General features: G+C 71.6%; 24 protein-coding genes. 15 read left to right on the top strand and 9 right to left on the bottom strand.

Translation table 11 applies throughout. The features are described from left to right. The first annotated feature begins 40 nt into the window (after positions 1 to 40). Positions 41 to 442 (top strand): ATP-binding protein, encoded by a 402-nt coding sequence (locus AQJ58_RS14290; protein WP_067249598.1) that lies wholly within the window; start codon positions 41 to 43, stop codon positions 440 to 442. Here AQJ58_RS14290 and AQJ58_RS14285 read toward each other — a convergent pair. Further along, positions 439 to 843: a VOC family protein gene (locus AQJ58_RS14285; RefSeq protein ID WP_067249595.1), complete on the bottom strand. Its 405-nt coding sequence runs from the start codon at positions 841 to 843 to the stop codon at positions 439 to 441. The two genes, AQJ58_RS14290 and AQJ58_RS14285, sit on opposite strands and share 4 nt — an antisense overlap. An 80-nt stretch (positions 844 to 923) precedes the next feature. Beyond that, complete coding sequence (gene argS, locus AQJ58_RS14280; protein ID WP_067249592.1) at positions 924 to 2687, bottom strand: arginine--tRNA ligase; 1764 nt, start codon at positions 2685 to 2687, stop codon at positions 924 to 926. Positions 2688 to 2877: 190 nt separating this feature from the next. Here argS and lysS point away from each other — a divergent pair, with 190 nt between their 5' ends. Then, complete coding sequence (lysS, locus tag AQJ58_RS14275; protein ID WP_067249588.1) at positions 2878 to 4623, top strand: lysine--tRNA ligase; 1746 nt, start codon at positions 2878 to 2880, stop codon at positions 4621 to 4623. Between the two features lie 80 nt (positions 4624 to 4703). Here lysS and AQJ58_RS14270 read toward each other — a convergent pair whose 3' ends face one another. From AQJ58_RS14270 to AQJ58_RS14260, 3 genes are all read right to left on the bottom strand, one after another. Next, positions 4704 to 6041 carry a DUF2637 domain-containing protein gene (locus AQJ58_RS14270; protein WP_079078912.1) on the bottom strand — a complete coding sequence of 446 codons (1338 nt, stop codon included), beginning with the start codon at positions 6039 to 6041 and terminating at the stop codon, positions 4704 to 4706. Positions 6042 to 6115: 74 nt separating this feature from the next. Further along, positions 6116 to 7066, bottom strand: coding sequence for a DUF3558 domain-containing protein (locus AQJ58_RS14265; protein WP_079078911.1), 951 nt, complete (start codon positions 7064 to 7066; stop codon positions 6116 to 6118). Between the two features lie 118 nt (positions 7067 to 7184). Next, complete coding sequence (locus AQJ58_RS14260) at positions 7185 to 8027, bottom strand: hypothetical protein (protein ID WP_067249579.1); 843 nt, start codon at positions 8025 to 8027, stop codon at positions 7185 to 7187. A gap of 215 nt (positions 8028 to 8242) precedes the next feature. Between AQJ58_RS14260 and AQJ58_RS14255 the strand changes: the two genes are divergently transcribed. Beyond that, positions 8243 to 9436: an RtcB family protein gene (locus AQJ58_RS14255; protein ID WP_067249576.1), complete on the top strand. Its 1194-nt coding sequence runs from the start codon at positions 8243 to 8245 to the stop codon at positions 9434 to 9436. Positions 9437 to 9511: 75 nt separating this feature from the next. Here the strand turns inward: AQJ58_RS14255 and AQJ58_RS44405 are convergent, their stop codons facing one another. After that, positions 9512 to 9610, bottom strand: a complete 99-nt coding sequence (locus AQJ58_RS44405) for a tyrosine-protein phosphatase (RefSeq protein WP_234360041.1) — start codon at positions 9608 to 9610, stop codon at positions 9512 to 9514. Positions 9611 to 9710: 100 nt separating this feature from the next. Here AQJ58_RS44405 and AQJ58_RS14250 point away from each other — a divergent pair, with 100 nt between their 5' ends. Both AQJ58_RS14250 and AQJ58_RS14245 read left to right on the top strand, forming a co-directional pair. Continuing rightward, entirely contained in the window at positions 9711 to 9986 is a 276-nt protein-coding gene (locus AQJ58_RS14250; RefSeq protein ID WP_199844579.1) for a hypothetical protein, read from the top strand. Continuing rightward, positions 9974 to 10282 (top strand): hypothetical protein, encoded by a 309-nt coding sequence (locus tag AQJ58_RS14245; protein ID WP_199844578.1) that lies wholly within the window; start codon positions 9974 to 9976, stop codon positions 10280 to 10282. The genes AQJ58_RS14250 and AQJ58_RS14245 overlap by 13 nt, the downstream gene beginning before the upstream one ends. A 4-nt stretch (positions 10283 to 10286) precedes the next feature. Here the strand turns inward: AQJ58_RS14245 and AQJ58_RS45335 are convergent, their stop codons facing one another. From AQJ58_RS45335 to AQJ58_RS14235, 3 genes are all read right to left on the bottom strand, one after another. Further along, positions 10287 to 10412 carry a hypothetical protein gene (locus tag AQJ58_RS45335; protein WP_267892054.1) on the bottom strand — a complete coding sequence of 42 codons (126 nt, stop codon included), beginning with the start codon at positions 10410 to 10412 and terminating at the stop codon, positions 10287 to 10289. Next, positions 10412 to 11188, bottom strand: coding sequence for an SDR family NAD(P)-dependent oxidoreductase (locus AQJ58_RS14240; RefSeq protein ID WP_067249572.1), 777 nt, complete (start codon positions 11186 to 11188; stop codon positions 10412 to 10414). Before AQJ58_RS14240 ends, AQJ58_RS45335 begins: the two co-directional genes overlap by 1 nt. A gap of 146 nt (positions 11189 to 11334) precedes the next feature. Continuing rightward, on the bottom strand, positions 11335 to 11670 hold the full coding sequence (locus AQJ58_RS14235) for a YnfA family protein (protein ID WP_067249570.1): 336 nt from the start codon (positions 11668 to 11670) through the stop codon (positions 11335 to 11337). 111 nt (positions 11671 to 11781) lie between these two features. Here AQJ58_RS14235 and AQJ58_RS14230 point away from each other — a divergent pair, with 111 nt between their 5' ends. The 10 genes from AQJ58_RS14230 (at position 11782) to AQJ58_RS14185 (ending at position 20717) form a co-directional block, all read left to right on the top strand. After that, complete coding sequence (locus AQJ58_RS14230) at positions 11782 to 12255, top strand: hypothetical protein (RefSeq protein ID WP_067249567.1); 474 nt, start codon at positions 11782 to 11784, stop codon at positions 12253 to 12255. Between the two features lie 58 nt (positions 12256 to 12313). Then, positions 12314 to 12787 (top strand): MarR family winged helix-turn-helix transcriptional regulator, encoded by a 474-nt coding sequence (locus AQJ58_RS14225; RefSeq protein WP_067249565.1) that lies wholly within the window; start codon positions 12314 to 12316, stop codon positions 12785 to 12787. Between the two features lie 5 nt (positions 12788 to 12792). Next, complete coding sequence (locus AQJ58_RS14220; RefSeq protein WP_079078910.1) at positions 12793 to 13929, top strand: permease; 1137 nt, start codon at positions 12793 to 12795, stop codon at positions 13927 to 13929. Beyond that, a complete protein-coding gene (locus AQJ58_RS14215; protein ID WP_067249562.1) occupies positions 13926 to 14660 on the top strand; it encodes a TIGR03943 family putative permease subunit in 735 nt (244 codons plus the stop codon). The genes AQJ58_RS14220 and AQJ58_RS14215 overlap by 4 nt, the downstream gene beginning before the upstream one ends. A 523-nt stretch (positions 14661 to 15183) precedes the next feature. Continuing rightward, entirely contained in the window at positions 15184 to 16272 is a 1089-nt protein-coding gene (locus tag AQJ58_RS14210; protein WP_067249559.1) for an LLM class flavin-dependent oxidoreductase, read from the top strand. Continuing rightward, complete coding sequence (locus tag AQJ58_RS14205) at positions 16269 to 16868, top strand: FMN reductase (protein ID WP_067249556.1); 600 nt, start codon at positions 16269 to 16271, stop codon at positions 16866 to 16868. Before AQJ58_RS14210 ends, AQJ58_RS14205 begins: the two co-directional genes overlap by 4 nt. Positions 16869 to 16973: 105 nt before the next feature. Next, positions 16974 to 17684 carry a response regulator transcription factor gene (locus AQJ58_RS14200; RefSeq protein WP_067249780.1) on the top strand — a complete coding sequence of 237 codons (711 nt, stop codon included), beginning with the start codon at positions 16974 to 16976 and terminating at the stop codon, positions 17682 to 17684. Next, positions 17685 to 19100, top strand: a complete 1416-nt coding sequence (locus AQJ58_RS14195; RefSeq protein WP_067249554.1) for a sensor histidine kinase — start codon at positions 17685 to 17687, stop codon at positions 19098 to 19100. A gap of 200 nt (positions 19101 to 19300) precedes the next feature. Continuing rightward, positions 19301 to 19969: a hypothetical protein gene (locus AQJ58_RS14190; protein ID WP_067249551.1), complete on the top strand. Its 669-nt coding sequence runs from the start codon at positions 19301 to 19303 to the stop codon at positions 19967 to 19969. 139 nt (positions 19970 to 20108) lie between these two features. Continuing rightward, positions 20109 to 20717 carry a sigma-70 family RNA polymerase sigma factor gene (locus AQJ58_RS14185; RefSeq protein ID WP_067249548.1) on the top strand — a complete coding sequence of 203 codons (609 nt, stop codon included), beginning with the start codon at positions 20109 to 20111 and terminating at the stop codon, positions 20715 to 20717. Positions 20718 to 20772: the final 55 nt, after the last annotated feature.

The following is a 20772-nucleotide window of genomic DNA, read 5'->3' as shown; positions in this document are numbered from 1 at the left end:
TCACTGATCAACGGTAGTCACGTTCCGTGACTCTTGTCCCGTGAACGAGACGATTCAACTCCCGCCCCTGTGCGAAAGGTTCTTCCGCCGTGAGCGGCGTTCCGTCCCCGCCGCGCGACGGTTCGCGTCGGAGACCCTCGCCGGGTGGGGGCTCGCCGGGGCCGAGCGGGCCGACGACGTGCTGCTGTGTGTCAGCGAGCTGGTGACGAACGCGCTGCTGCACGGCGTACCGCCCGGCCGTCAGTTCCTGCTGTTCCTGCGGTACGACGGCCGGGCGTTGCGCGTCGAGGTGCACGACAGCGGGCCGGGGGTGCCCCGGGTCGTCGAGCCGGAGGGTGAGGGCGGGCGGGGGCTGCTGCTGGTGGCTGCGCTGAGTGACGATTGGGGGGTTCGGGAACGCGGGCTCGGCAAGGCGGTGTGGTGCGAGTTCGCCGGCCCCTAGTTGGGCCAGGTAGGGCCCTCGTCGGTCCAGACGACGCCCTTGTTGCGGCAGAGGCAGAAGGGGTGGCCGATCGGGTCGGTGTAGATCCGCCAGCCGTAACCGTCGGGGCCGATGAAGTCCTGCCTCAGTGTCGCGCCGAGGTCGAGGACGCGGCGCTGCTCGGACTCGATGTCGTCCACTTCGAAGTCGAGGTGGAACTGCTTGGGGTGCTCGCTGTCGGGCCACTGCGGAGCGCGGTAGTCGTCCACCCGGATGAACGCCAGCTCGATCTCGCCGAACTGGATGCCGGCCCAGTCCTCGGAACTGCCTTCCTTGATCGGACGGCCCGTCACCCCGGAGTAGAAAGCAGCCAGCTTCATCGTGTCCGGGCAGTCGATGATGAAGTCGGTCAGTCTCAGCATTCCGTGATCTTGCCACAGGACAAGCCGCCCGGGCGGCGCCGGTCAGCAGCGGACCGGCGCCGAGCAGGAGCGTTGGACGCTCAGAGCTTCTCGGGCGTCCTGATGCCCAGCAGGGCCATGCCCTGGTGGAGTGTGCGGGCGGTCAGGTCGCACAGGAGGAGGCGGTTCTCCGCCACGTCCTTCGGCGGCTGGGGCTTGATCACCGGGCACTTGTCGTAGAACGACGTGAACAGCGACGCCAACTGGTACAGATACGCCGCCACCTTGTGCGGAGCGTACTCCGCCGCCGCCTCGAAGACCGTGTCGCCGAACGCGTCCAGGTGCAGGCCCAGCGCCCGCTCCGCCGTGTGCAGGTCCAGCTCCGGGTGCGCGGCCGGCCGTACGTCTCCCGCCTTGCGCAGGATCGACTGGATACGGGCGTACGCGTACTGGAGGTAGACGGAGGTGTCGCCGTTCAGCGAGACCATCTGGTCCAGGTCGAACTTGTAGTCGCGGTTGGCCGACGTCGACAGGTCCGCGTACTTCACCGCGCCGATGCCGACCTGGGCGGCCCGCTCCTGGATCTCGGCCTCGGTGAGGTCCTGCGCCTTCTCCCGGACGACCTCGGCGGCCCGCTGCACCGCCTCGTCCAGCAGGTCCTCCAGGCGGACGGTCTCGCCCTCACGCGTCTTGAACGGCTTGCCGTCCGCGCCCAGCACGGTGCCGTAGCCCATGTTGTGCGCGGTGACGTCGTCGGTGAGCCAGCCCGCCCGGCGGGCCGTCTCGAAGACCATCTTGAAGTGCAGGGACTGGCGGACGTCCACGACGTAGATCAGGGACGTGGCGTGCAGCTCCTGGACCCGGTTGCGGATCGCGGTGAGGTCGGAGGCCGCGTAGCCGAAGCCGCCGTCGGCCTTCTGGACGATCAGCGGGACCGGCTGGTCGTCCTTGCCGCGGATGTCGTCGAAGAACACGACGAGCGCGCCCTCCGAGCGGACCGCGACCCCCATCTCCTCCAGCAGCCGGGCCGTCTCGGGCATGCCGTCGTTGTACGCCGACTCGCCGACGATCTCGTCGTCGCGGATCTCCATGTCGAGCTTCTCGAAGACGGAGTAGAAGTAGACCTTCGACTCGTCCACGAACCGCTGCCAGAAGTCCAGGGTCTCCTTGTCGCCGGACTGGAGGGCCACGACCCTCTTGCGCGCCCGCTCCTTGAAGGACTCGTCGGCGTCGAAGACCGCGCGCGAGGCCTTGTAGACCCGGTTCAGGTTCGACATGGCCTGCTCGCCGTCCGTGTCGGTCTCCGCGGACAGCGCGTCCGGGTTCTCGATCAGGTACTGGATGAGCATGCCGAACTGGGTGCCCCAGTCGCCGATGTGGTGCCGGCCGATCGTCTTCTCGCCGGTGAAGTCGAGCATGCCGCGCAGGGCGTCGCCGATCACCGCCGAGCGCAGGTGGCCGACGTGCATCTCCTTCGCCACGTTCGGCTGCGCGTAGTCGATGACCGTGGTGCCCGGGTCCGCCTTGGCCGGCACGCCGAGCCGGTCGCCGTCCGCGTACCGCGCGGCCAGGTTCGTGGTGATCGCCCGGTCCGCGAGCGTGATGTTGAGGAAGCCGGGGCCGGAGACCTCGACGTCCTGGATCAGCTCGGCGCCGGTGGCGATGCGGGAGACGACCTGCGTCGCCAGCTCCCGCGGGTTGGCCTTCGCCTTCTTGGCGAGGGCCAGGATGCCGTTGGCCTGGAAGTCGGCCCGGTCGCTTCGGCGCAGCAGCGGGTCGACTCCGTCGGCTTCCGGGAGGGCGGAAGCGAGGGCGGAGGCGAGGTGCTGGTTGACGGAGTCGCTGAGGGACTTGACCGGGGCCATGGGAAAGGGCCGTTCTCCTCGAGGGGATCAGATAGACGTGGTCAGTATCCCATGAGGGATGAAGCGGTTTTCTGGCCGCGGACCGGTGGGGGCTTGTCGCGCGGTTCCCCGCGCCCCTGGGAGGCGGCTGCGCCGCCTAAACTGGGGGCGCGGCCGTTTGACCGTATCGACTGCCCCGGAAAAGAAGGACGTGCCGATCGTGGCTCAGAGCACCGAGACCACCGACTGGGTCTCCCGTTTCGCGGACGAGGTCATCGAGGAGTCGGAGCGTCGGGCCCCCGGCAAACCTGTCGTCGTCGCCTCCGGACTGTCGCCCTCGGGTCCCATCCACCTCGGCAACCTCCGCGAGGTCATGACCCCGCACCTGGTCGCCGACGAGATCCGGCGCCGCGGCCACCAGGTCCGCCACCTGATCTCCTGGGACGACTACGACCGCTACCGCAAGGTGCCGGAGGGCATCGACGGGGTCGACAAGTCGTGGGCCGAGCACATCGGCAAGCCGCTGACCTCGGTGCCCGCGCCGGCCGGGTCCTCGTACCCGAACTGGGCCGAGCACTTCAAGGCCGCGATGGTCGCCTCGCTCGGTGAACTGGGCGTGGAGTTCGACGGCATCAGCCAGACCGCGCAGTACACGGCCGGCGTCTATCGCGACCAGGTGCTGCACGCCGTCGCGCACCGCGCCGAGATCGACGCGATCCTCGACCAGTACCGCACGAAGAAGGCGCCCGCCAAGCAGTCGCAGAAGCCGGTCGACGAGGCCGAGCTGGAGGCCGCCGAGGGCTCCGGCGCGGCGAGCGAGGACGACGGCAGCTCCGGCGCCGGGTCCGTCGGGTACTTCCCGTACAAGCCGTACTGCGGCAACTGCGAGAAGGACCTGACCACCGTCACCGCCTACGACGACGACTCCACCGAGCTGACGTACTCCTGCACAGCCTGCGGCTTCTCCGAGACCGTCCGGCTGAACGAGTTCAACCGCGGCAAGCTCGTCTGGAAGGTCGACTGGCCCATGCGCTGGGCCTACGAGGGCGTGATCTTCGAGCCCTCCGGCGTCGACCACTCCTCGCCCGGTTCCTCCTTCCAGGTCGGCGGCCAGATCGTCGGCATCTTCGGCGGCGAGCAGCCCATCGGCCCGATGTACGCCTTCGTCGGCATCACCGGCATGGCCAAGATGTCCTCCTCGCGGGGCGGCGTGCCGACCCCCGCCGACGCGCTGAAGATCATGGAGCCGCAGCTCCTGCGCTGGCTCTACGCCCGCCGCCGCCCCAACCAGTCCTTCAAGATCGCCTTCGACCAGGAGATCCAGCGCCTCTACGACGAGTGGGACAAGCTCGACGCGAAGGTCGCCGACGGCTCCGCCCTGCCGGCCGACGTGGCCGCCCACTCCCGTGCGGTGCGGACCGCCGAGGGCGAGCTGCCGCGGACGGCGCGCGCCCTGCCGTACCGGACGCTCGCCTCCGTCGCCGACATCACCGCCGGGCACGAGGACCAGGCGCTGCGGATCCTGAGCGAACTCGACCCCGCCGACCCGCTCACCGCCCTCGACGAGGCCCGGCCGCGCTACGACAAGGCCGAGGCCTGGATCAACACCTACGTCCCCGCCGACCAGCGGACCGTCGTGCGCGAGCAGCCCGACGCCGAACTGCTGAAGTCCCTCGACGAGGCGTCCCAGCAGTCCCTGCGGCTGCTGCTGGACGGGCTCGCCGAGAACTGGTCGCTGGACGGACTGACCCACCTCGTCTACGGCGTCCCGAAGGTCCAGGCCGGGTTCCCGGCCGACGCCACGCCCAAGGATCTGCCGCCGGAGATCAAGACCGCCCAGCGGACGTTCTTCGCGCTGCTCTACCACCTGCTCGTCGGCCGCGACACCGGTCCGCGACTGCCCACGCTGCTGCTGGCGGTGGGGCAGGAGCGGGTGCGGGGCCTGCTCGGCGAGTGACGCCGGTGACACCGGTGACGGTGTGAGAAAGCGCCCGGTGCCTTGGGGGACCGGGCGCTTTCCCGTGTGCGTGGGCGTTCCTACGCGATGTGGTCCTCCGTCATCTGAACCGAGTGGCGCTGCTGGAAGCGCTCGGCCAGCGACTTCAGCGCGCTCGGGGTGAGCGTCGTGCCGTAGGTCGCCTGGATGTTGTCGCCGAGGACACGGGGCGTGGGGTAGCTGCCGTCTATCGAGCGGACGAAGATCTCGTAGTACGCGTCCTCGTCGGGCTCGGGGGAGCCGCCGCCCTCGCCCAGCTCGCGGGTGCGGCCACCGGGAACCACCGGGATCGGGAACGTGCCGGTCTCCTCCGGGGCCGGTTCCTGGCCGGGGGCCGGGGGCTCCTCCTCGTACTGCTCCCGGTACTCCGTGGCCTGCTGCTCCTGCTCGTACCACTGGTCGTACTGCTCGGCAGGGTCGAACGGGGGGTCGTAGTTGGGGTCGTAGCCGCCGTGGTACTCGATCTCCTGCGGCGGCGTCTGGAACCAGGGGCTCTGGTCGGGGGAAGGCTCGGGCTCGGGGGCGTAGGCCTGCGGCCCGGGGTTCCGGCTGCCGCCGGGGAAGGCGCGCTGCCCGCCGGGGGGTGCCTCCGCGCCCATCCGGGCAGCCGCGGCGGCACGGGTGCCCGCGTCGATCATCGGCGCCGCCGGCAGCTCCTGGTGCTGGGGTGCCGGGGGAAGTACCGCCGGTTCTATGCCCGCCGCCGCCAGGCCCGCGGGGGCCGTCTCCGCGAGGGGGACTCCGTAGCGGGCCAGGCGCAGGGGCATCAGGGACTCGACCGGGGCCTTGCGGCGCCAGGCGCGGCCGAAGCGGGAGCGCAGGCGGGCCTGGTAGACGAGACGTTCCTGCTCCAGCTTGATCACCTGGTCGTAGGAGCGCAGCTCCCAGAGCTTCATCCGGCGCCAGAGGAGGAACGTGGGCACCGGCGAGAGCAGCCAGCGCGTGATGCGGACGCCCTCCATGTGCTTGTCCGCGGTGATGTCCGCGATCCGGCCGATCGCGTGCCGGGCGGCCTCGACGGAGACCACGAACAGGATCGGGATCACCGCGTGCATGCCGGTGCCCAGCGGGTCAGGCCAGGCGGCCGCGCCGTTGAAGGCGATCGTGGCCGCCGTCAGCAGCCACGCCGTCTGCCGCAGCAGGGGGAAGGGGATGCGGATCCAGGTCAGGAGCAGATCCAGGGCGAGCAGGACGCAGATCCCCGCGTCGATGCCGATCGGGAACACGTACGAGAAGTTCCCGAAACCTTTCTTCAGGGCCAGCTCGCGTACGGCCGCGTACGAGCCGGCGAAGCCGATGCCGGCGATGATCACGGCGCCGGTCACGACCACGCCTATGAGAACGCGGTGCATCCGAGTCAGCTGGATTGGCGCGGACACCTACTCCCCTCCCCTTGCGTGTTGTTGCGCGCAACAGGGTGGCACATGTGTACGTCGGACGCGTGTCCGGTCCGTCAGCTTTTTGCGGACGAGCCCTTGGACGCCGTGGCCTTCGCGGCCGCCGAAGCCGACTCCGTCGCCGTCGGCTTCGGGGTGGCGGGCGCGGACCCCGACGCCGACGGGGACTGCGACGGACTCGTCGTCGCCGCCGAACCCCCGTTGCCACCCTCGCCGTTGGCGGATCGGACCGCCGCCACGACCTCCTGGGCCGCCTTCTTCGCGGACGCCGTCAGGGTGTCCCCGCTGGGCGTCTTCTCGCCGGCCAGACCCGCGCCGTTGTAGTCGAGCGTGATGACGACGTTCTCGACGCGGGCCACGACCGTCTGCTGTTTGAAGGCGCCTTCCTTCTTCTTCAGGTCGTAGCGCACCACCGTCGCCTGGTCGCCCGTGCCGGTGACCGTCTCCGTCCTGGCGTTCTTGGCGTCCGTCACCGTCTGGGCGGCTTTGACCTGCTTCGCGTAGTACGACTGCGCCTGGGACTCGGCGTCACCGGTCGCCGCGTCCGACTCGAACCGCAGCAGGGAGACGTTGAGCCAGCGGAACTGCGACCCCTTCACCCCGTTGTTGTCCAGGCTGGACCAGGAGCAGCTCGCGCGGGCGCCGGTGTCGGAGGAGTCGCCCTCCTTGCCGGAGGACGTGCCCTTCGGGACCAGTTCCGTCAGCGTCTTCTTCGACAGCACCTTGCAGGCGCCCGGCAGCGTCGCGTACGCGGCCGCCTGGACGGCGGGAGCGGTGGTCGCGGCGGTGTCGACGGAACCGCCCGTGCCCTGCGCGCCGTCCGCGGCGGAGGCGGCGCCGGCCGAGCCCGAGTCCGAGCCGGAGTCCGAGGAGCACGCCGCGGCGAACACCATCACCGGCACCGCGAGCGCGGCGGCCAGGACGCGGTTCAGGCCTCCCGTGCGGGTGGCGCGCTGGTCAAACTGGTCGTCTCGCTGGGCTCGTCGCTGCATGGTTCCTTCACTCATGACGCTCGTGGTTCCTGCGGTCGGATCGGGTCCGAGGGGCCACGGTACGCGGTGGGACAGCTGTGCGGTTCCGCTTCACCCGCTGTGCGGACCCGCCGGAGGCCGGCGCCGAAGGCCGTTATCCGGCCAGGGAGTCGGCGAGCCGAGAAGCCAGTTTCCGGGCTTTGTCCTGCATTTCCTTGCTGTCGGGGACGGGTCCGACCGTCGCCGGCTGCTCCTCGTACTCGATGGTCACGATGACGTTGGACGTGCGGAACGCCACAGTCACCGTGCGCTGTTTGACCGTGGAACCCGAGCTGCTGAGCACGTCGTTCACGAACGCCTCGTCACCGAGGTCGTCCAGCAGGCGGGGCTGGAGGTCGGTGGGGGTGGAGGAGGGGGAGGCGCCCGCCGAGCCGGAGCCGGAGGCCGAGGGGGAGGACGAGGGGGAGGAAGGGGGCGAAGGGGGTGTGCTGGACGAAGAGGACGCGGTACCGGAAGGGGACCCCGTGCCGGACTCGGAGGCCGCGGGCTGCGGGATGTCGGCTGCGGTGACCTTCCGTGCGAACAGCTCCTCGGCCTCGTCGTCGTCGCTGACGGAGTTGTCGTAGGAGACGACGCGTTCGAGGTCGACGAAGAGATGGTCCGTGGCGTCCGCCGACTGCACCTTCCAACGGCAGCCGACCTTGCGGTCCGTGTCGAACGTCAGCGTCGCCTCGCCGTCGTAGGCGGTCTCGCGCTGCTTGTCGTCGATGAGTTGTGCGATGCCGGGCAGCAGGGAGTCGAGCGTGGGGCGGCCGACGGCGCTGCATGCCTCGGGCAGGGTCGTGTACTTGCCGGGCCGCGCGGCGGCCGAGGCGGTGCCGGCATCGCCGGGGTTGGAGTCGTCCGTGGAACCGCCGTTGTCCGAACTGCCGGTGCAGCCGGCCAGCAGCGCCGCGAGGAGTGCGGCGATGCCGGATACGTAGGCCTTCCGGTGCACGGTCGGCTCCTCTCGACGGTTCACGGGGCGAGCGGGTGGCGATCTTGGGTCCAGTGTCCCCGCTGCTTAATCGCTTGCCGGACGGGGGCGGCCCCAGCAGACAATGTGTATCGCACGCAACACCGTGGCCGCCGGTCCGATGTCCCATTCGTTGATCTTGGCGCCGGTTTTGCGACTTGAGGCTTCTGTTGGGTATCCGGGGGATTGAGGGCGATATGTCATATGTAGAGATGCCGGGCGCGAAGGTACCGATCCGGATGTGGACCGACCCGGCGTCGGTGGAGGACGTGGCGCTCCAGCAGCTGCGCAACGTCGCCACCCTGCCGTGGATCAAGGGCCTCGCCGTGATGCCGGACGTCCATTACGGCAAGGGCGCGACGGTCGGGTCGGTCATCGCGATGCAGGGCGCGGTCTGCCCGGCGGCGGTCGGCGTGGACATCGGCTGCGGGATGTCCGCGGTGAAGACGTCCCTGACGGCGAACGACCTGCCGGGGGACCTGTCCCGCCTGCGCTCGAAGATCGAGCAGGCGATTCCGGTGGGGCGGGGGATGCATGACGACCCCGTGGACCCGGGGGAGTTCCACGGGTTCGCCACCGCCGGGTGGGACGACTTCTGGAGGCGGTTCGACGGGGTTGCGGAGGCGGTGAAGTTCCGTCAGGAACGTGCCACCAAGCAGATGGGGACACTTGGCGCGGGCAACCACTTCTGTGAGGTTTGTGTAGATACGTCCGGATATGTCTGGCTCATGCTGCACTCCGGATCGAGGAACATCGGCAAGGAACTGGCCGAGCACCACATAGGAGTGGCTCAGAAGCTCCCGCACAACCAGGGCCTGATCGACCGTGACCTTGCGGTCTTCGTCGCCGACACCCCGCAGATGGCCGCATACCAGAACGACCTCTACTGGGCGCAGGAGTACGCCAGGTTCAACCGGTCGCTCATGATGGCCCTCTTCAAGGACGTTCTCCGCAAGGAGTTCAGGAAGGCCCGGGTCACCTTCGAGCCCGAGGTGAGCTGCCACCACAACTACGTGAGCCGCGAACGCTACGAGGGCATGGACCTGCTCGTCACCCGCAAGGGAGCGATCAGTGCTCGAGCCGGCGAATACGGGATCATCCCCGGTTCCATGGGCACCGGTTCGTACATCGTGAAGGGCCTCGGCAACGAGAAGGCCTTCAACTCCGCCTCGCACGGCGCGGGTCGGCGCATGAGCCGTAACGCGGCCAAGCGGCGCTTCTCGACGAAGGACCTGGAGGAGCAGACGCGGGGCGTGGAGTGCCGTAAGGACTCCGGCGTCGTGGACGAGATCCCGGGTGCCTACAAGTCGATCGACCAGGTCATCGACCAGCAGCGGGACCTGGTCGAGGTCGTGGCGAAGCTGAAGCAGGTCGTCTGCGTGAAGGGCTGACCTGCCTCACACGGCCGGCGCGTTGTTCTCGTCACCGGGCGAGGGCAACGCGCTACAGCCGTTTCTCCAGGAGTGTCACCGCGTACGGGCTGCCCGGGCCGCGCCGTCGGTGGTGCGGTAGCCGCCCAGGTCGCGGAAGTTGTGCAGGCTGTCGAAGGTGAGATGTCTGTCCACGGCGTGAGCCTATGCGGAAGGTGCGGAACCGGATGGGGGTGAACTGGTGTCTTAGGCTGGCCGGTTCGGGTCGTGGACACGGGGGTGTCGAATGCAGCGGATGCGTGGTTCGGTGGCGGTGGCGGGGCTCGTGCTCGTCGTGGGCACTCTGCTCGCGGGGTGTTCGCAGGAGTACGAGGACAAGCGGGGGAGGGGGGACGCCCCGGTCGCCGGGAAGGCGGGGGACGACACTCCTGCCGAGGTGTTCAACATGCCGGACGGGTTCGGCAACCTCGCCACCAAGTGCGTGGGGCACGGGTTCCGGGCGTATGTGACGACCAACGCGACGGGGCCGTCGAACGTACAGATCGTGGAGGACAAGTCGTGCGGGGGCTGAGGGCCGCCGGGGCGGTGGCCGTGCTCGCTCTCGCGCTCGGCGGGTGCGCGTCGCAGCAGTACTACGACGAGCGGGGGAAGGCCGACGCCCCGGTGGCGGGGCGGGCGGGTGAGGACACGGCGGCCGAGGTCTACAACTTCCCCGACGGGTTCGGCAACCTCGCCACCAAGTGCGTGGGGAAGGGCAAGCGGGGGTACGCGACGACGAAGTTCGTGCAGCAGGAGGACGAGGACGAGGTGATCGTCATTCCGGCCAACGCGGTGATCGTCGACGACCCGCGGTGTCAGGCGCCGTGAGCGGTCACTTCGCGTGCCGCACCGCGTAGATCATGACGAACGCCACGATGTGGATGCCGAAGAGGAAGTAGCCGAGCCACCACCACATCTGGCGTTCGTCGTGCGGACCCCGGGGCTCCTTGGCCGCCATCACAGCTCCCGGTGGACTTTGGTGTTCGAGGCCTGGGCGCGGGGGCGCAGCACCAGCAGGTCGACGTTGACGTGGCTGGGCCGGGTCACCGTCCAGGCGATGGTGTCGGCGACGTCGTCGGCGGTGAGAGGGTCGGCGACGCCCTCGTAGACCTTGGCGGCCCTGTCCTCGTCGCCGCCGAAGCGGGTGAGGGCGAACTCGTCGGTCTTGACCATGCCGGGGGCGATCTCGATGACGCGGACCGGCCGGCCGACGATCTCCAGGCGGAGGGTCTCGGCGAGGACGTGCGCGCCGTGCTTGGCGGCGACGTAGCCGGCGCCGCCCTCGTAGGTGCCGTGGCCGGCGGTGGAGGAGACGACGACGATCGTGCCGTCGCCGCTCGCGTCGAGCTTGGGCAGCAGGGCCTGGGTGAGGTTGAGGGTGCCGATGACGTTCGTCTCGTACATCGCGCGCCAGTCGGCGGGGTCGCCGGTGGCCACCGGGTCGGCGCCGAGCGCCCCGCCCGCGTTGTTGACCAGGACGCCGATGGTGGTGAAGGCGGTGGCGAACTCGTCGACAGCGGCGCGGTCCGTGACGTCCAGCGGGTACGCGGTCGCCGAGCCGCCCGCCGCGACGATCTCCTCGGCCAGCGCCTCGATACGGTCCTTGCGGCGGGCGGTGAGGACGACGCGGTAGCCGGCGGCGGCGAGGCGGCGGGCCGTGGCGGCGCCGATTCCGCTGCTCGCACCGGTGACGACGGCGATGCGGGAGGCGGCGGACGGGGCGGCGGTGGCCATGGGACTGCTCCTCGGGCTACGCGATCGGGCTGGCGCGGAAGGACGACCGGCCTCGAAAGGCCGTCCGGCCAGGATAGGTGGGAATCGGGGGACGGGTGCCGGGGTGTCCGTGAGGTGGACCACTGTCGGCACCGGCGCGGAGGCGTTCACCCGCCGCGCGGGGCCCACATGATCACGGCCATGCCCGCGAGGCAGACCAGCGCGCCCGTGACGTCCCAGCGGTCGGGGCGGAAACCGTCGGCGACCACGCCCCACAGGATCGAGCCGGCGACGAAGATCCCGCCGTACGCGGCGAGGACGCGGCCGAAGTGGGCGTCGGGCTGGAAGGTGGCGACGAAGCCGTAGGCGCCGAGGGCGAGGACGCCGCCGCCGGCCCAGAGCCAGCCGCGCTGCTCGCGCACGCCCTGCCAGACCATCCAGGCGCCGCCGATCTCGAAGAGGGCGGCGAGGACGAAGAGGGCGGCGGAGCGGAGGACCGTCATGGCGTTCAGCCTCGCACGGGTGGCCGCGTCACCTGTTGGAGGGCGCCTCACCGCTCGCTCGCCGTGGGATACATCCCACCGGTAGGACCGGCCGACGCAAGGAGTGGTGGCATGCGCAGGATGCGGGGGCTCGCCGTGTGGGGGGCCATGGGGGTACTGGCGGTGGGCTCGCCCGCGGTGGCGGGGGACGCGGCCGAGGCCGAGGCCGATCTGTCGTACCACGGGTTCGCGGTCCTGCACGGCGGGCGGGTCGACGTACGGCTGACGCCGCGGAACCACGGTCCGGCGGACGTGGCCGACGCGACGGTCCGGCTGCGCTGGTCGGTGCCGCTGGCGGCGCGCGGCCAGCGGCTGCCGCAGGGGTGTGCGCGGACGGGGGAGCGGTCGGTGGTGTGCCGTACGGGGCCGCTCGCGGCGGACACGCTGGGGGAGCGGATCGAGCTGGGGGTACGGCTGCGGGGGCGGCCGGCGGAGGCGACGCTGGACGTGGACACGGTGTGGGCGGGCGGGGCGGTGGACCGCAACCGGGCCAACGACCGGCAGCAGGTGCTGGTGCTGGACACCGGGGACACCTACTACTTCTGAGGGCCGTGAGGTCCCTGAGTACGATCTCGGCAGGCGGCGCTGACGAAGGGGTTGGGCGATGTCCGGGAACGGGCGGGCGGGTCTGCTGGACGAGCTGTCCGTGGTCTCCCGGCGGTACGTGGCGTCGTACGCCCTGTTCAACCAGGCCCTGGCGGACCGGCTCGGGCTGCATCCGACCGATCTGCAGTGTCTGAACCTGCTGACGCTGGAGCCGGAACCGGTGACGGCGGGCCGGGTGGCCGAGCTGACCGGGCTGACGACGGGGTCGGCGACGCGGCTGGTGGACCGGCTGGAGCGGTCGGGGTACGTGGTCCGGGAGCGGGACGCGGCCGACCGGCGGCGGGTGCTGGTGGCGCCGGTGCCGGAGCGGATCGCGGAGTTCGGGAGGATGTGGAAGCGGCTGGGCGGGGACCGCACGCCCCTGTTCGCGGATCTGCCGGACGCGGAGCTGGCCGTGATCGTGCGGCACATGCGTCGGACGGTGGAGTTCCACGGGGAGCGGATCGCACGACTGCGGGAAGGCCGGGTGTAGGGGACATGCGGGACACGGGCGTACGGGGCTCCGGCATACCGGACTTCCGGGACTCCGAGACGCTGGAGTTCGGGGTGGTGCAGGCCCGCCGGCAGGTGCGGGAGGCCGAGGCGGCGGCTGAGGCGGCCGAGGCTGAGGCGGCGGCCGAGACGGCCGGGACCGGGTCCGTGCGGGGGGCCGGGCCGGGGCTGCCGCGGCACTGGCCTCTGGTGCTGCTGGGGGCGGCGGTACTGCCGGGGGCGGTGCTGGTGGTCGTCGGCCGGTCGTTGGAGGAGCCGGCCGTGCAGGCGTGGCGGACGGTGTGTCTGGCGGTGACCGTGCAGGCACTGCCGTTCCTGTTGCTGGGGACGGCGCTGTCGGGGGCGATCAACGCGTTCGTGCCGGCGAGCGTGTTCAGCCGGCTGCTGCCGAAGCGGCCCGCGCTGGCGGTGCCGGTGGCGGGGGCGGCGGGGGTGGTGCTGCCGGGGTGCGAGTGCGCTTCGGTGCCGGTGGCGAACAGTCTGATCGGGCGGGGGGTGACTCCGGCGGCGGCGTTCGCGTTCCTGCTGTCCGCGCCCGCGATCAACCCGGTGGTGCTGACGGCGACGGCGGTGGCGTTCCCGGGCAGTCCGCAGATGGTGCTGGCCCGGCTGCTGGCCTCGCTGGTGACGGCGGCCGTGATGGGCTGGCTGTGGCTCTGGCTGGGGCGCGAGGAGTGGCTGCGGCCGGCCGTGCGGCACACCGGGCACCGGGCGGGGCACAGCCGCTGGGAGGAGTTCCGGCAGGGTTTCCAGCACGACTTCCTGCACGCGGGGGGCTTCCTGGTGGTCGGGGCGATGGCGGCGGCGACCTTCAACGTGGCGGTGCCGCGGTCGGTGCTGGAGGTGTTCTCGGGGTCGCCGTGGCTGTCGGTGCTGTTCCTGGCGGCGCTGGCGATCCTGCTGGCGGTGTGCAGTGAGGCGGACGCGTTCGTGGCGGCCTCGCTGAGCGGGTTCTCGCCGGTGGCGCGGCTGGCGTTCATGGTGGTCGGGCCGATGGTCGATCTGAAGCTGATCGCGTTGCAGGCGGGGACGTTCGGCCGGGCCTTCGCGGTGCGGTTCTCCTCGGCGACGGTGGTCGTCGCGGTGGTGTGCAGTGCGATCGTGGGAGGGGTGCTGCTGTGAAGCGGTTCGTGCGGGTGGCGTTGCTGCTGCTGAGCGGGCTGGGGCTGTTGCAGACCGCGCTGTTCACGGACGAGTACCTGCGGTTCGTGAAGCCGGGGATGCGGTGGCTGCTGGTCGTGTCGGGTGTGGTGCTGGTGGGGCTCGGGGTCCTGGAGGCGCTGGCCGCGCGCCGAGGGGACGGACAGGGCGCGCGGGGTGAGGACCACGGTCACGGGCATGACCACTCCCGGGTCCCGCGCGTCGCGTGGCTGCTGTTCCTGCCGGTGCTGAGCCTGCTGTTCTACGCGCCGCCCGCGCTCGGCTCGTACACGGCGGCGCGGGAGCCGGCCAAGGTGGTCGCGGTGGAGGACGACGGGTTCGATCCGCTGCCGGCGACCTCGCCGCTGCCGATCACGCTGACCGGGTTCACCCAGCGGGTGCAGCAGGACCGCAGCCGGGCGATCAAGGGGCGCGCGGTGCAGCTGACGGGGTTCGCGTCGCCGGCCGAGGGGGGCGGGTGGTACCTGACGCGGATCCTCATCAGCTGCTGCGCGGCGGACGCCACCACGCTGAAGGTACGGGTGTACGGCGGCACGACGCCGAAGGCGGACACGTGGGTGACGGTCACCGGGACCTGGCACCCGGGCGGCGGGCTGGGCACGTCGTCGGCGGCGGTGGCCCTGGACGCCCACGCGCTGAAGAAGGTACGCAAGCCGTCGAACGCGTACATGGACGCGCTCCCTCTGGGCTGAACCGGTGCGCCTGATCGGGGCCCGGGCCGCCCCGGCTCGCCTGCCCTGGCGTGCCCCCGGCAGCTTGTCGCGCTGGGCCGGCCTTGGCCTGCCGTCCCTGGGCTGACCCTGGGCTGGCTGTGGGCTTGGTGCCGGTCTGGCCTCGGGTTGGCTGTGGGCTTGGTGCCGGTCTGGCCTCGGGTTGGCTGTGGGCTTGGTGCCGGTCTGGCCTCGGGTTGGCTGTGGGCTTGGCGCCGGGTCTGGCCCCCGGCCTGGCCCCGAGGCCTGATCCGGGCCCCTTGGGCCTGCCCCGGCCTGCCCGCGGGCCGTACCCCCGGGTCTGGCCCCGGCCGGGCCCCCGGGCTGATCCTGGCCTGACCCTCTGGCCTGCCCCGGCATGCCCCCAGCCCACCCCCGGCCACCTCATCCCCAAGCCCTGCCCCGGCCCGCCCCCAGCCCTCCTCCGAAGTGGGGAATAGCCGGGCCCCCGGGGTCGTTCAAGGGGTATAGTTGAACGGTCAACAACTTTGGAGGTTGAGCGACCATGCAGTTCGGGATCTTCACGGTGGGCGATGTGACGCCGGACCCGACGACCGGCCGTACGCCGAGTGAGCGGGAGCGGATCAAGGCCATGGTCGCCATCGCGCTGAAGGCGGAGGAGGTCGGGCTCGACGTCTTCGCGACCGGGGAGCACCACAACCCGCCGTTCGTGCCCTCCTCGCCGACCACCATGCTCGGGTACGTCGCCGCGCAGACGGAGAAGCTGATCCTCTCCACCTCCACCACCCTCATCACCACCAACGACCCGGTGAAGATCGCCGAGGACTTCGCGATGCTCCAGCACCTGGCCGACGGCCGGGTGGACCTGATGATGGGCCGCGGCAACACCGGTCCCGTCTACCCCTGGTTCGGCCAGGACATCCGCCAGGGCATCAACCTCGCCATCGAGAACTACGCCCTGCTGCGCCGGCTGTGGCGGGAGGACGTCGTGGACTGGGAGGGCACGTTCCGCAGCCCGCTCCAGGGGTTCACCTCCACGCCGAGGCCCCTCGACGACGTCCCGCCGTTCGTCTGGCACGGCTCCATCCGGTCCCCCGAGATCGCCGAGCAGGCCGCCTACTACGGCGACGGCTTCTTCCACAACAACATCTTCTGGCCCGCCGACCACACCAAGCGCATGGTCGAGCTGTACCGCTCCCGGTACGCCCACTACGGGCACGGCACCCCCGAGCAGGCCATCGTGGGCCTGGGCGGTCAGGTGTTCATGCGGAAGAACTCGCAGGACGCGGTGCGCGAGTTCCGTCCGTACTTCGACAACGCGCCGGTCTACGGGCACGGCCCGTCCCTGGAGGACTTCACCGACCAGACCCCGCTGACCGTCGGCACCCCCGAGCAGGTCATCGAGAAGACCCTCGCCTTCCGCGAGTACGCCGGCGACTACCAGCGCCAGCTGTTCCTGCTCGACCACGCCGGCCTGCCCCTGAAGACCGTCCTGGAGCAGCTCGACCTGCTCGGCGAGGAGGTCGTGCCGGTGCTGCGCAAGGAGTTCGCCAAGGGGCGCCCGGCCGAGGTGCCGGACGCGCCCACCCACCAGTCGCTGCTCGCGGCCGCACGGAAGGAGACCGTGGCATGAAGCTCGTCGTCGTCTCGGCAGGCCTGAGCGTCCCCTCGTCGACCCGGCTGCTCGCCGACCGGCTCGCCCAGGCGGTCGGGGCGCGGACGCCGGTGGACACCGAGATCGTGGAGCTGCGCGACCTCGCGGTGGAGATCGCGCACCACTTCACCAACGGCTTCCCCGGCCGCACACTCGCCGCCGCCCTGGACGCGGTCGCGGCCGCCGACGGCCTGGTCGTCGTCACGCCGGTGTTCTCCGCGTCGTACAGCGGACTGTTCAAGTCGTTCTTCGACGTGCTGGACCCGGACGCCCTGACCGGGAAGCCGGTGCTGATCGCGGCGACCGGCGGCTCCGCCCGGCACTCCCTCGTCCTGGAGCACGCCCTGCGCCCGCTCTTCGCCTACCTGCGGGCCGTCGTCGTCCCGACCGCGGTCTACGCCGCCTCGGAGGACTGGGGCGCCGAGGGGCTGCCGGAGCGGATCGAGCGGGCCGCGGGAGAGCTGGCGGCGCTGATGGGCGGGCTGTCGGCGGTGCGTGAGCCCGAACCGGTGAAGGACGCCTTCGACGTCGTACCGTTCGCCGAGCAGCTCGCCGCGCTGCGGCCCGCGGGATGAGGTTGCCTCCGGCTGAGTGAGAGGCCAGTAAGAAGCCCGGCGGAAGGAAGATCATCAGGTCGTCCGACCCGGAAAGCTTGGCAGACTGGCCTCGTGCCTCCCACGCTGCTGCTCGCCGAAGACGACCGCGCCATCCGCCACGCCCTGGAACGCGCCCTGGCCCTGGAGGGGTACCAGGTCACCGCGGTCGCCGACGGCGTCGAGGCGCTGGCCCACGCCCACAAGGCGCCGCCGGACGTGCTCGTCCTCGACGTGATGATGCCCGGGATCGACGGACTCCAGGTCTGCCGGGTGCTGCGCGCCGAGGGCGACCGCACGCCGATCCTGATGCTGACCGCGCTGGTGGAGACCGCCGACCGGATCGCCGGGCTCGACGCGGGCGCCGACGACTACGTCGTCAAGCCGTTCGACGTCGAGGAGGTCTTCGCAAGGCTCCGGGCCCTGCTGCGGCGCACCAACCCCGGCGGGGTCCCCGTCCCGGTGGAGACCGCCGCCGCCCCGCGGCAGACGCCCGAGCGGTACCTGGAGGCGGCCGGGCTGCGCATGGACCCGCAGGCGCGGCGGGCCTGGCGGGGCGAGCGCGAGCTGGAGCTCACCCGCACCGAGTTCGAACTGCTGGAACTCCTCGTGCGCAACGCCGGGATCGTCCTCGACCACTCCACGATCTACGACCGCATCTGGGGCTACGACTTCGGGCCCGGCTCCAAGAACCTCGCCGTCTACGTCGGCTACCTCCGCCGCAAGCTCGACCACCCGGACGCCTCCCCGCTGATCCACACGGTGCGCGGCGTCGGATACGTGCTCCGGGAGGACTGAGTGGGCCGGCTGCGGCGGCTGCTGGGTGGGCCGCGGCCCAAGCTGGTGTCCCTGCGGACGACGTTCGCCGTGTCGTTCGCCGCGGTGACCGCCGCCGTGACCGTGCTGGTGGGGGTGTTCTCGTACTCGGCGGCGGCGCGGCTGGTGCGGGTCGACCAGGAGTCGGTGTTCGACGAGGTCGTCCAGGATCTGCGGGACGAGGTGCGCGGGCACGCGATGGCGCCGGAGGACTTCTCCTCCGCGGCGCCCGGGCACGACATCGTGCGGCCCGCGCGGACCAATGTGCAGGTGCTCGGGGCCGACGGGACGGTCGTCGACAGCGGCAGTCCGCGGCTGCCCGTGGTGCCCGCCGACCGGAAGGTCGCGATGGCCCAGGCGGCCGGGCGGATGGCCGTGCACAAGGACGTGGACGTCGGCAGCGACGTGTACCGGGTCGCGACCGTCGCGCTCGGCGGCGGGCGCGGCGCGGTGCAGGTGGCGCAGGAGTTCAGCGACACCGAGGACCTGCTGCGGGCGCTCCAGCAGCGCACCCTGATCCTGATGACCGCCGTCGTCCTCGCCGCGGGCCTGTTCGGCTGGTGGCTGGCCCGGCGCATCACCCACCGTCTGGTCATCCTCACCACCGCCGCCGAGGACGTCGCCCGGACCCGGCGGCTCGGTGTGCAGGTTCCGGTCACCGGCTACGACGAGGTGGGCCGGCTCGGCCGGGCCTTCGACCGGATGCTGGGCCGGCTCGCCCAGTCGGAGGAGGACCAGCGGCGCCTGGTGCAGGACGCGGGGCACGAGCTGCGCACGCCGCTGACCTCGCTGCGGACGAACATCTCGCTGCTGCGGCGGATCGACGAGCTGCCGCCCGCCATGCGTGAGGACCTGGTCGCCGACCTCACCCAGGAGGCCCGTGAGCTGACCGACCTGGTCAACGAACTCGTCGACCTCGCCGCCGGCCAGGCCGACAACGAACCCCCGCAGAAAGTGGACATCGCCGACATCGCCGAGGAGGTCGCGGTGCTCGCCCGGCGCCGCACCGGACGGGTGATCCAGGTCCGGGCGAGCGGCGACACCACGACCGACGGCCGGCCCGGCATGCTCCAGCGGGCCGTGTCCAACCTCGTGGAGAACGCCACCAAGTTCGACCGCGAGGGCGTGGCGCCCGTCGAGATCTCCGTCACCGGGCCCGCCCGGCCCGGCGTCGTCCGCGTCGAGGTCCTCGACCGCGGGCCCGGCATCGCCGTCGAGGACCTGACCCGTGTCTTCGACCGTTTCTACCGCGCCGCCGACGCCCGCTCCCTGCCCGGATCCGGCCTCGGCCTGTCGATCGTGCGGGAGGTGGCCCTCTCCCACGGCGGCGCCCCCTTCGCCCACCGGCGGGCGGGCGGTGGCTCCGTGATCGGGTTCACGGTGGGCGGGGGGTTGTGACCGGGCGAACGGCGTACGACGCTCACCGCCGGGCTCCGGCCCGCCCCCTGCCGGCGCGCCGCCTGGGTCCCGCCCGCATGTGATCGGGAACCCCGGACGGCCGGTTCCCCTCCTCCGGGGTAGCGGCGGCGGATGAGCGCGGACGCGCGGGATCGCGTACCACCGCCCGAGGGGCCCTGCGGATGCGAGGATGAGGCGCCATGACTGCCGGGTGGTGCACACGCACACTGCGTGCCGCGATGTTCGCGGCCGTCTGTGTGCTGCTCGCCGCCCTGGGCCACGTCCTGATGTCCGGCGACCACGTCCCCGTCTGGGCCCTGGCCGCCGGTGCGGCCGTGACCGGCGCGGCGGGCTGGTGCCTGGCCGGCCGTGAACGGGGGCCCGCGTCGGTGGTCGCGGTCGTGGTGGCCGCCCAGGCGCTGCTGCACCGGGCGTTCGAGTACGCCCAGACGGTGGGCGCGGACACGGGCGCGCAGCCGCCGACTGTGCCTTCCATGACCACGTCCATGCAGGGCATGGACATGGCGCACATGGTCGGCATGGGCCACATGAGTCACGCCGGGAGCGGTGGCCGCGGGGTCCTGCTGAACGTGGTCGGCTCCTCCTCGTCGGGGATGTTCGCCGCCCACCTGCTGGCCGCGCTGCTGTGCGGGCTGTGGCTGGCCCACGGTGAGCGCGCCGCGTTCCGCGTGCTGCGGGCGGTGGCCGGCCGGCTCGCGGCGCCGCTGCGGCTGCTGCTCGCCCTGCCCCTCGCGCCCGCACGCCCGCGGGTCCGGCCGCGCCGCCGCCACCGCGAGCGGGTGCCGCGGCTCCTCCTCGTCCACGCGATCACTTCTCGGGGTCCGCCCGTGGGAGCCGCTGCCGTCTGACGGCAGCCGGTGACCCGGGCCGCCCCTGTGCGCCCCGGGCTTCGGCCGTACGCGCGCGCAGGCGCCGTGGGGCCGTCTCCCCGTATCCGGACCGGGCCCACGGTCCCGGCTTCCGGACGACCGAGAAGGACACCCTCAGGTGATCACCTCTGTCTCCCCCGGCCTTGCGTCGCACCCCGAGTCGTCCCGTGACGACTCGATCACGGCCTGGGCGCTGGCCGCGCGCGGTGGCGACCCGGGCGCCGTCGAGCGGTTCGTGCGGGCGCTGCACCGGGACGTGCTGCGGTACGTCGCCCATCTGTGCGGCGATCCCCAGGCTGTGGACGACCTCGCCCAGGACACCTTTCTGCGGGCGCTCGCCAGTCTGCACCGGTTCGAGGGCCGTTCCTCGGCGCGTTCCTGGCTGCTGTCCATCGCCCGCCGCGCGGTGGCCGACAGCTACCGGTACGCCTCCGCCCGGCCGCGCCACGCCGACGTACCGGACTGGCAGCTCGCCGTGGAGTCGGCCCAGCCGCGCGGGCTGCCCGGGTTCGACGACGGGATCGTGCTGCTCGACCTGCTGGCCGCGCTGCCGGACGAGCGGCGGGAGGCGTTCGTCCTCACCCAGCTGCTCGGGCTGCCGTACACGGAGGCGGCCGAGGTCAGCGACTGTCCGGTGGGCACGGTCCGCTCCCGGGTGGCCCGGGCGCGCGCCTCGCTGGCCGACCTGCTGGACGAGGCGGAGGCGCACACCCACGTGGCCGCCTGAACAGTGGTACGAATGGGTAATAGTGCCCAAGTGCGACATGTGTAAGGCAGGAGAG

This window comes from Streptomyces sp. DSM 15324, from assembly GCF_001514285.1.
Taxonomy (GTDB): domain Bacteria; phylum Actinomycetota; class Actinomycetes; order Streptomycetales; family Streptomycetaceae; genus Streptomyces.
Note: the sequence above shows the minus strand (reverse complement) of the source record. Positions and strands in the feature narration are given on the sequence as shown.

What these genes read in the sequence shown, in the direction of transcription:
- AQJ58_RS14285 (WP_067249595.1), bottom strand. Translation starts at nt 843, where the DNA reads ATGCTGAGACTGACCGACTTCATCATCGACTGCCCGGACACGATGAAG.
- argS (WP_067249592.1), bottom strand. Translation starts at nt 2,687, where the DNA reads ATGGCCCCGGTCAAGTCCCTCAGCGACTCCGTCAACCAGCACCTCGCC.
- AQJ58_RS14265 (WP_079078911.1), bottom strand. Translation starts at nt 7,066, where the DNA reads ATGAGTGAAGGAACCATGCAGCGACGAGCCCAGCGAGACGACCAGTTT.
- AQJ58_RS14255 (WP_067249576.1), top strand. Translation starts at nt 8,243, where the DNA reads ATGTCATATGTAGAGATGCCGGGCGCGAAGGTACCGATCCGGATGTGG.
- AQJ58_RS14250 (WP_199844579.1), top strand. Translation starts at nt 9,711, where the DNA reads ATGCGTGGTTCGGTGGCGGTGGCGGGGCTCGTGCTCGTCGTGGGCACT.
- AQJ58_RS45335 (WP_267892054.1), bottom strand. Translation starts at nt 10,412, where the DNA reads ATGGCGGCCAAGGAGCCCCGGGGTCCGCACGACGAACGCCAGATGTGG.
- AQJ58_RS14240 (WP_067249572.1), bottom strand. Translation starts at nt 11,188, where the DNA reads ATGGCCACCGCCGCCCCGTCCGCCGCCTCCCGCATCGCCGTCGTCACC.
- AQJ58_RS14235 (WP_067249570.1), bottom strand. Translation starts at nt 11,670, where the DNA reads ATGACGGTCCTCCGCTCCGCCGCCCTCTTCGTCCTCGCCGCCCTCTTC.
- AQJ58_RS14230 (WP_067249567.1), top strand. Translation starts at nt 11,782, where the DNA reads ATGCGCAGGATGCGGGGGCTCGCCGTGTGGGGGGCCATGGGGGTACTG.
- AQJ58_RS14225 (WP_067249565.1), top strand. Translation starts at nt 12,314, where the DNA reads ATGTCCGGGAACGGGCGGGCGGGTCTGCTGGACGAGCTGTCCGTGGTC.
- AQJ58_RS14220 (WP_079078910.1), top strand. Translation starts at nt 12,793, where the DNA reads ATGCGGGACACGGGCGTACGGGGCTCCGGCATACCGGACTTCCGGGAC.
- AQJ58_RS14210 (WP_067249559.1), top strand. Translation starts at nt 15,184, where the DNA reads ATGCAGTTCGGGATCTTCACGGTGGGCGATGTGACGCCGGACCCGACG.
- AQJ58_RS14205 (WP_067249556.1), top strand. Translation starts at nt 16,269, where the DNA reads ATGAAGCTCGTCGTCGTCTCGGCAGGCCTGAGCGTCCCCTCGTCGACC.
- AQJ58_RS14190 (WP_067249551.1), top strand. Translation starts at nt 19,301, where the DNA reads ATGACTGCCGGGTGGTGCACACGCACACTGCGTGCCGCGATGTTCGCG.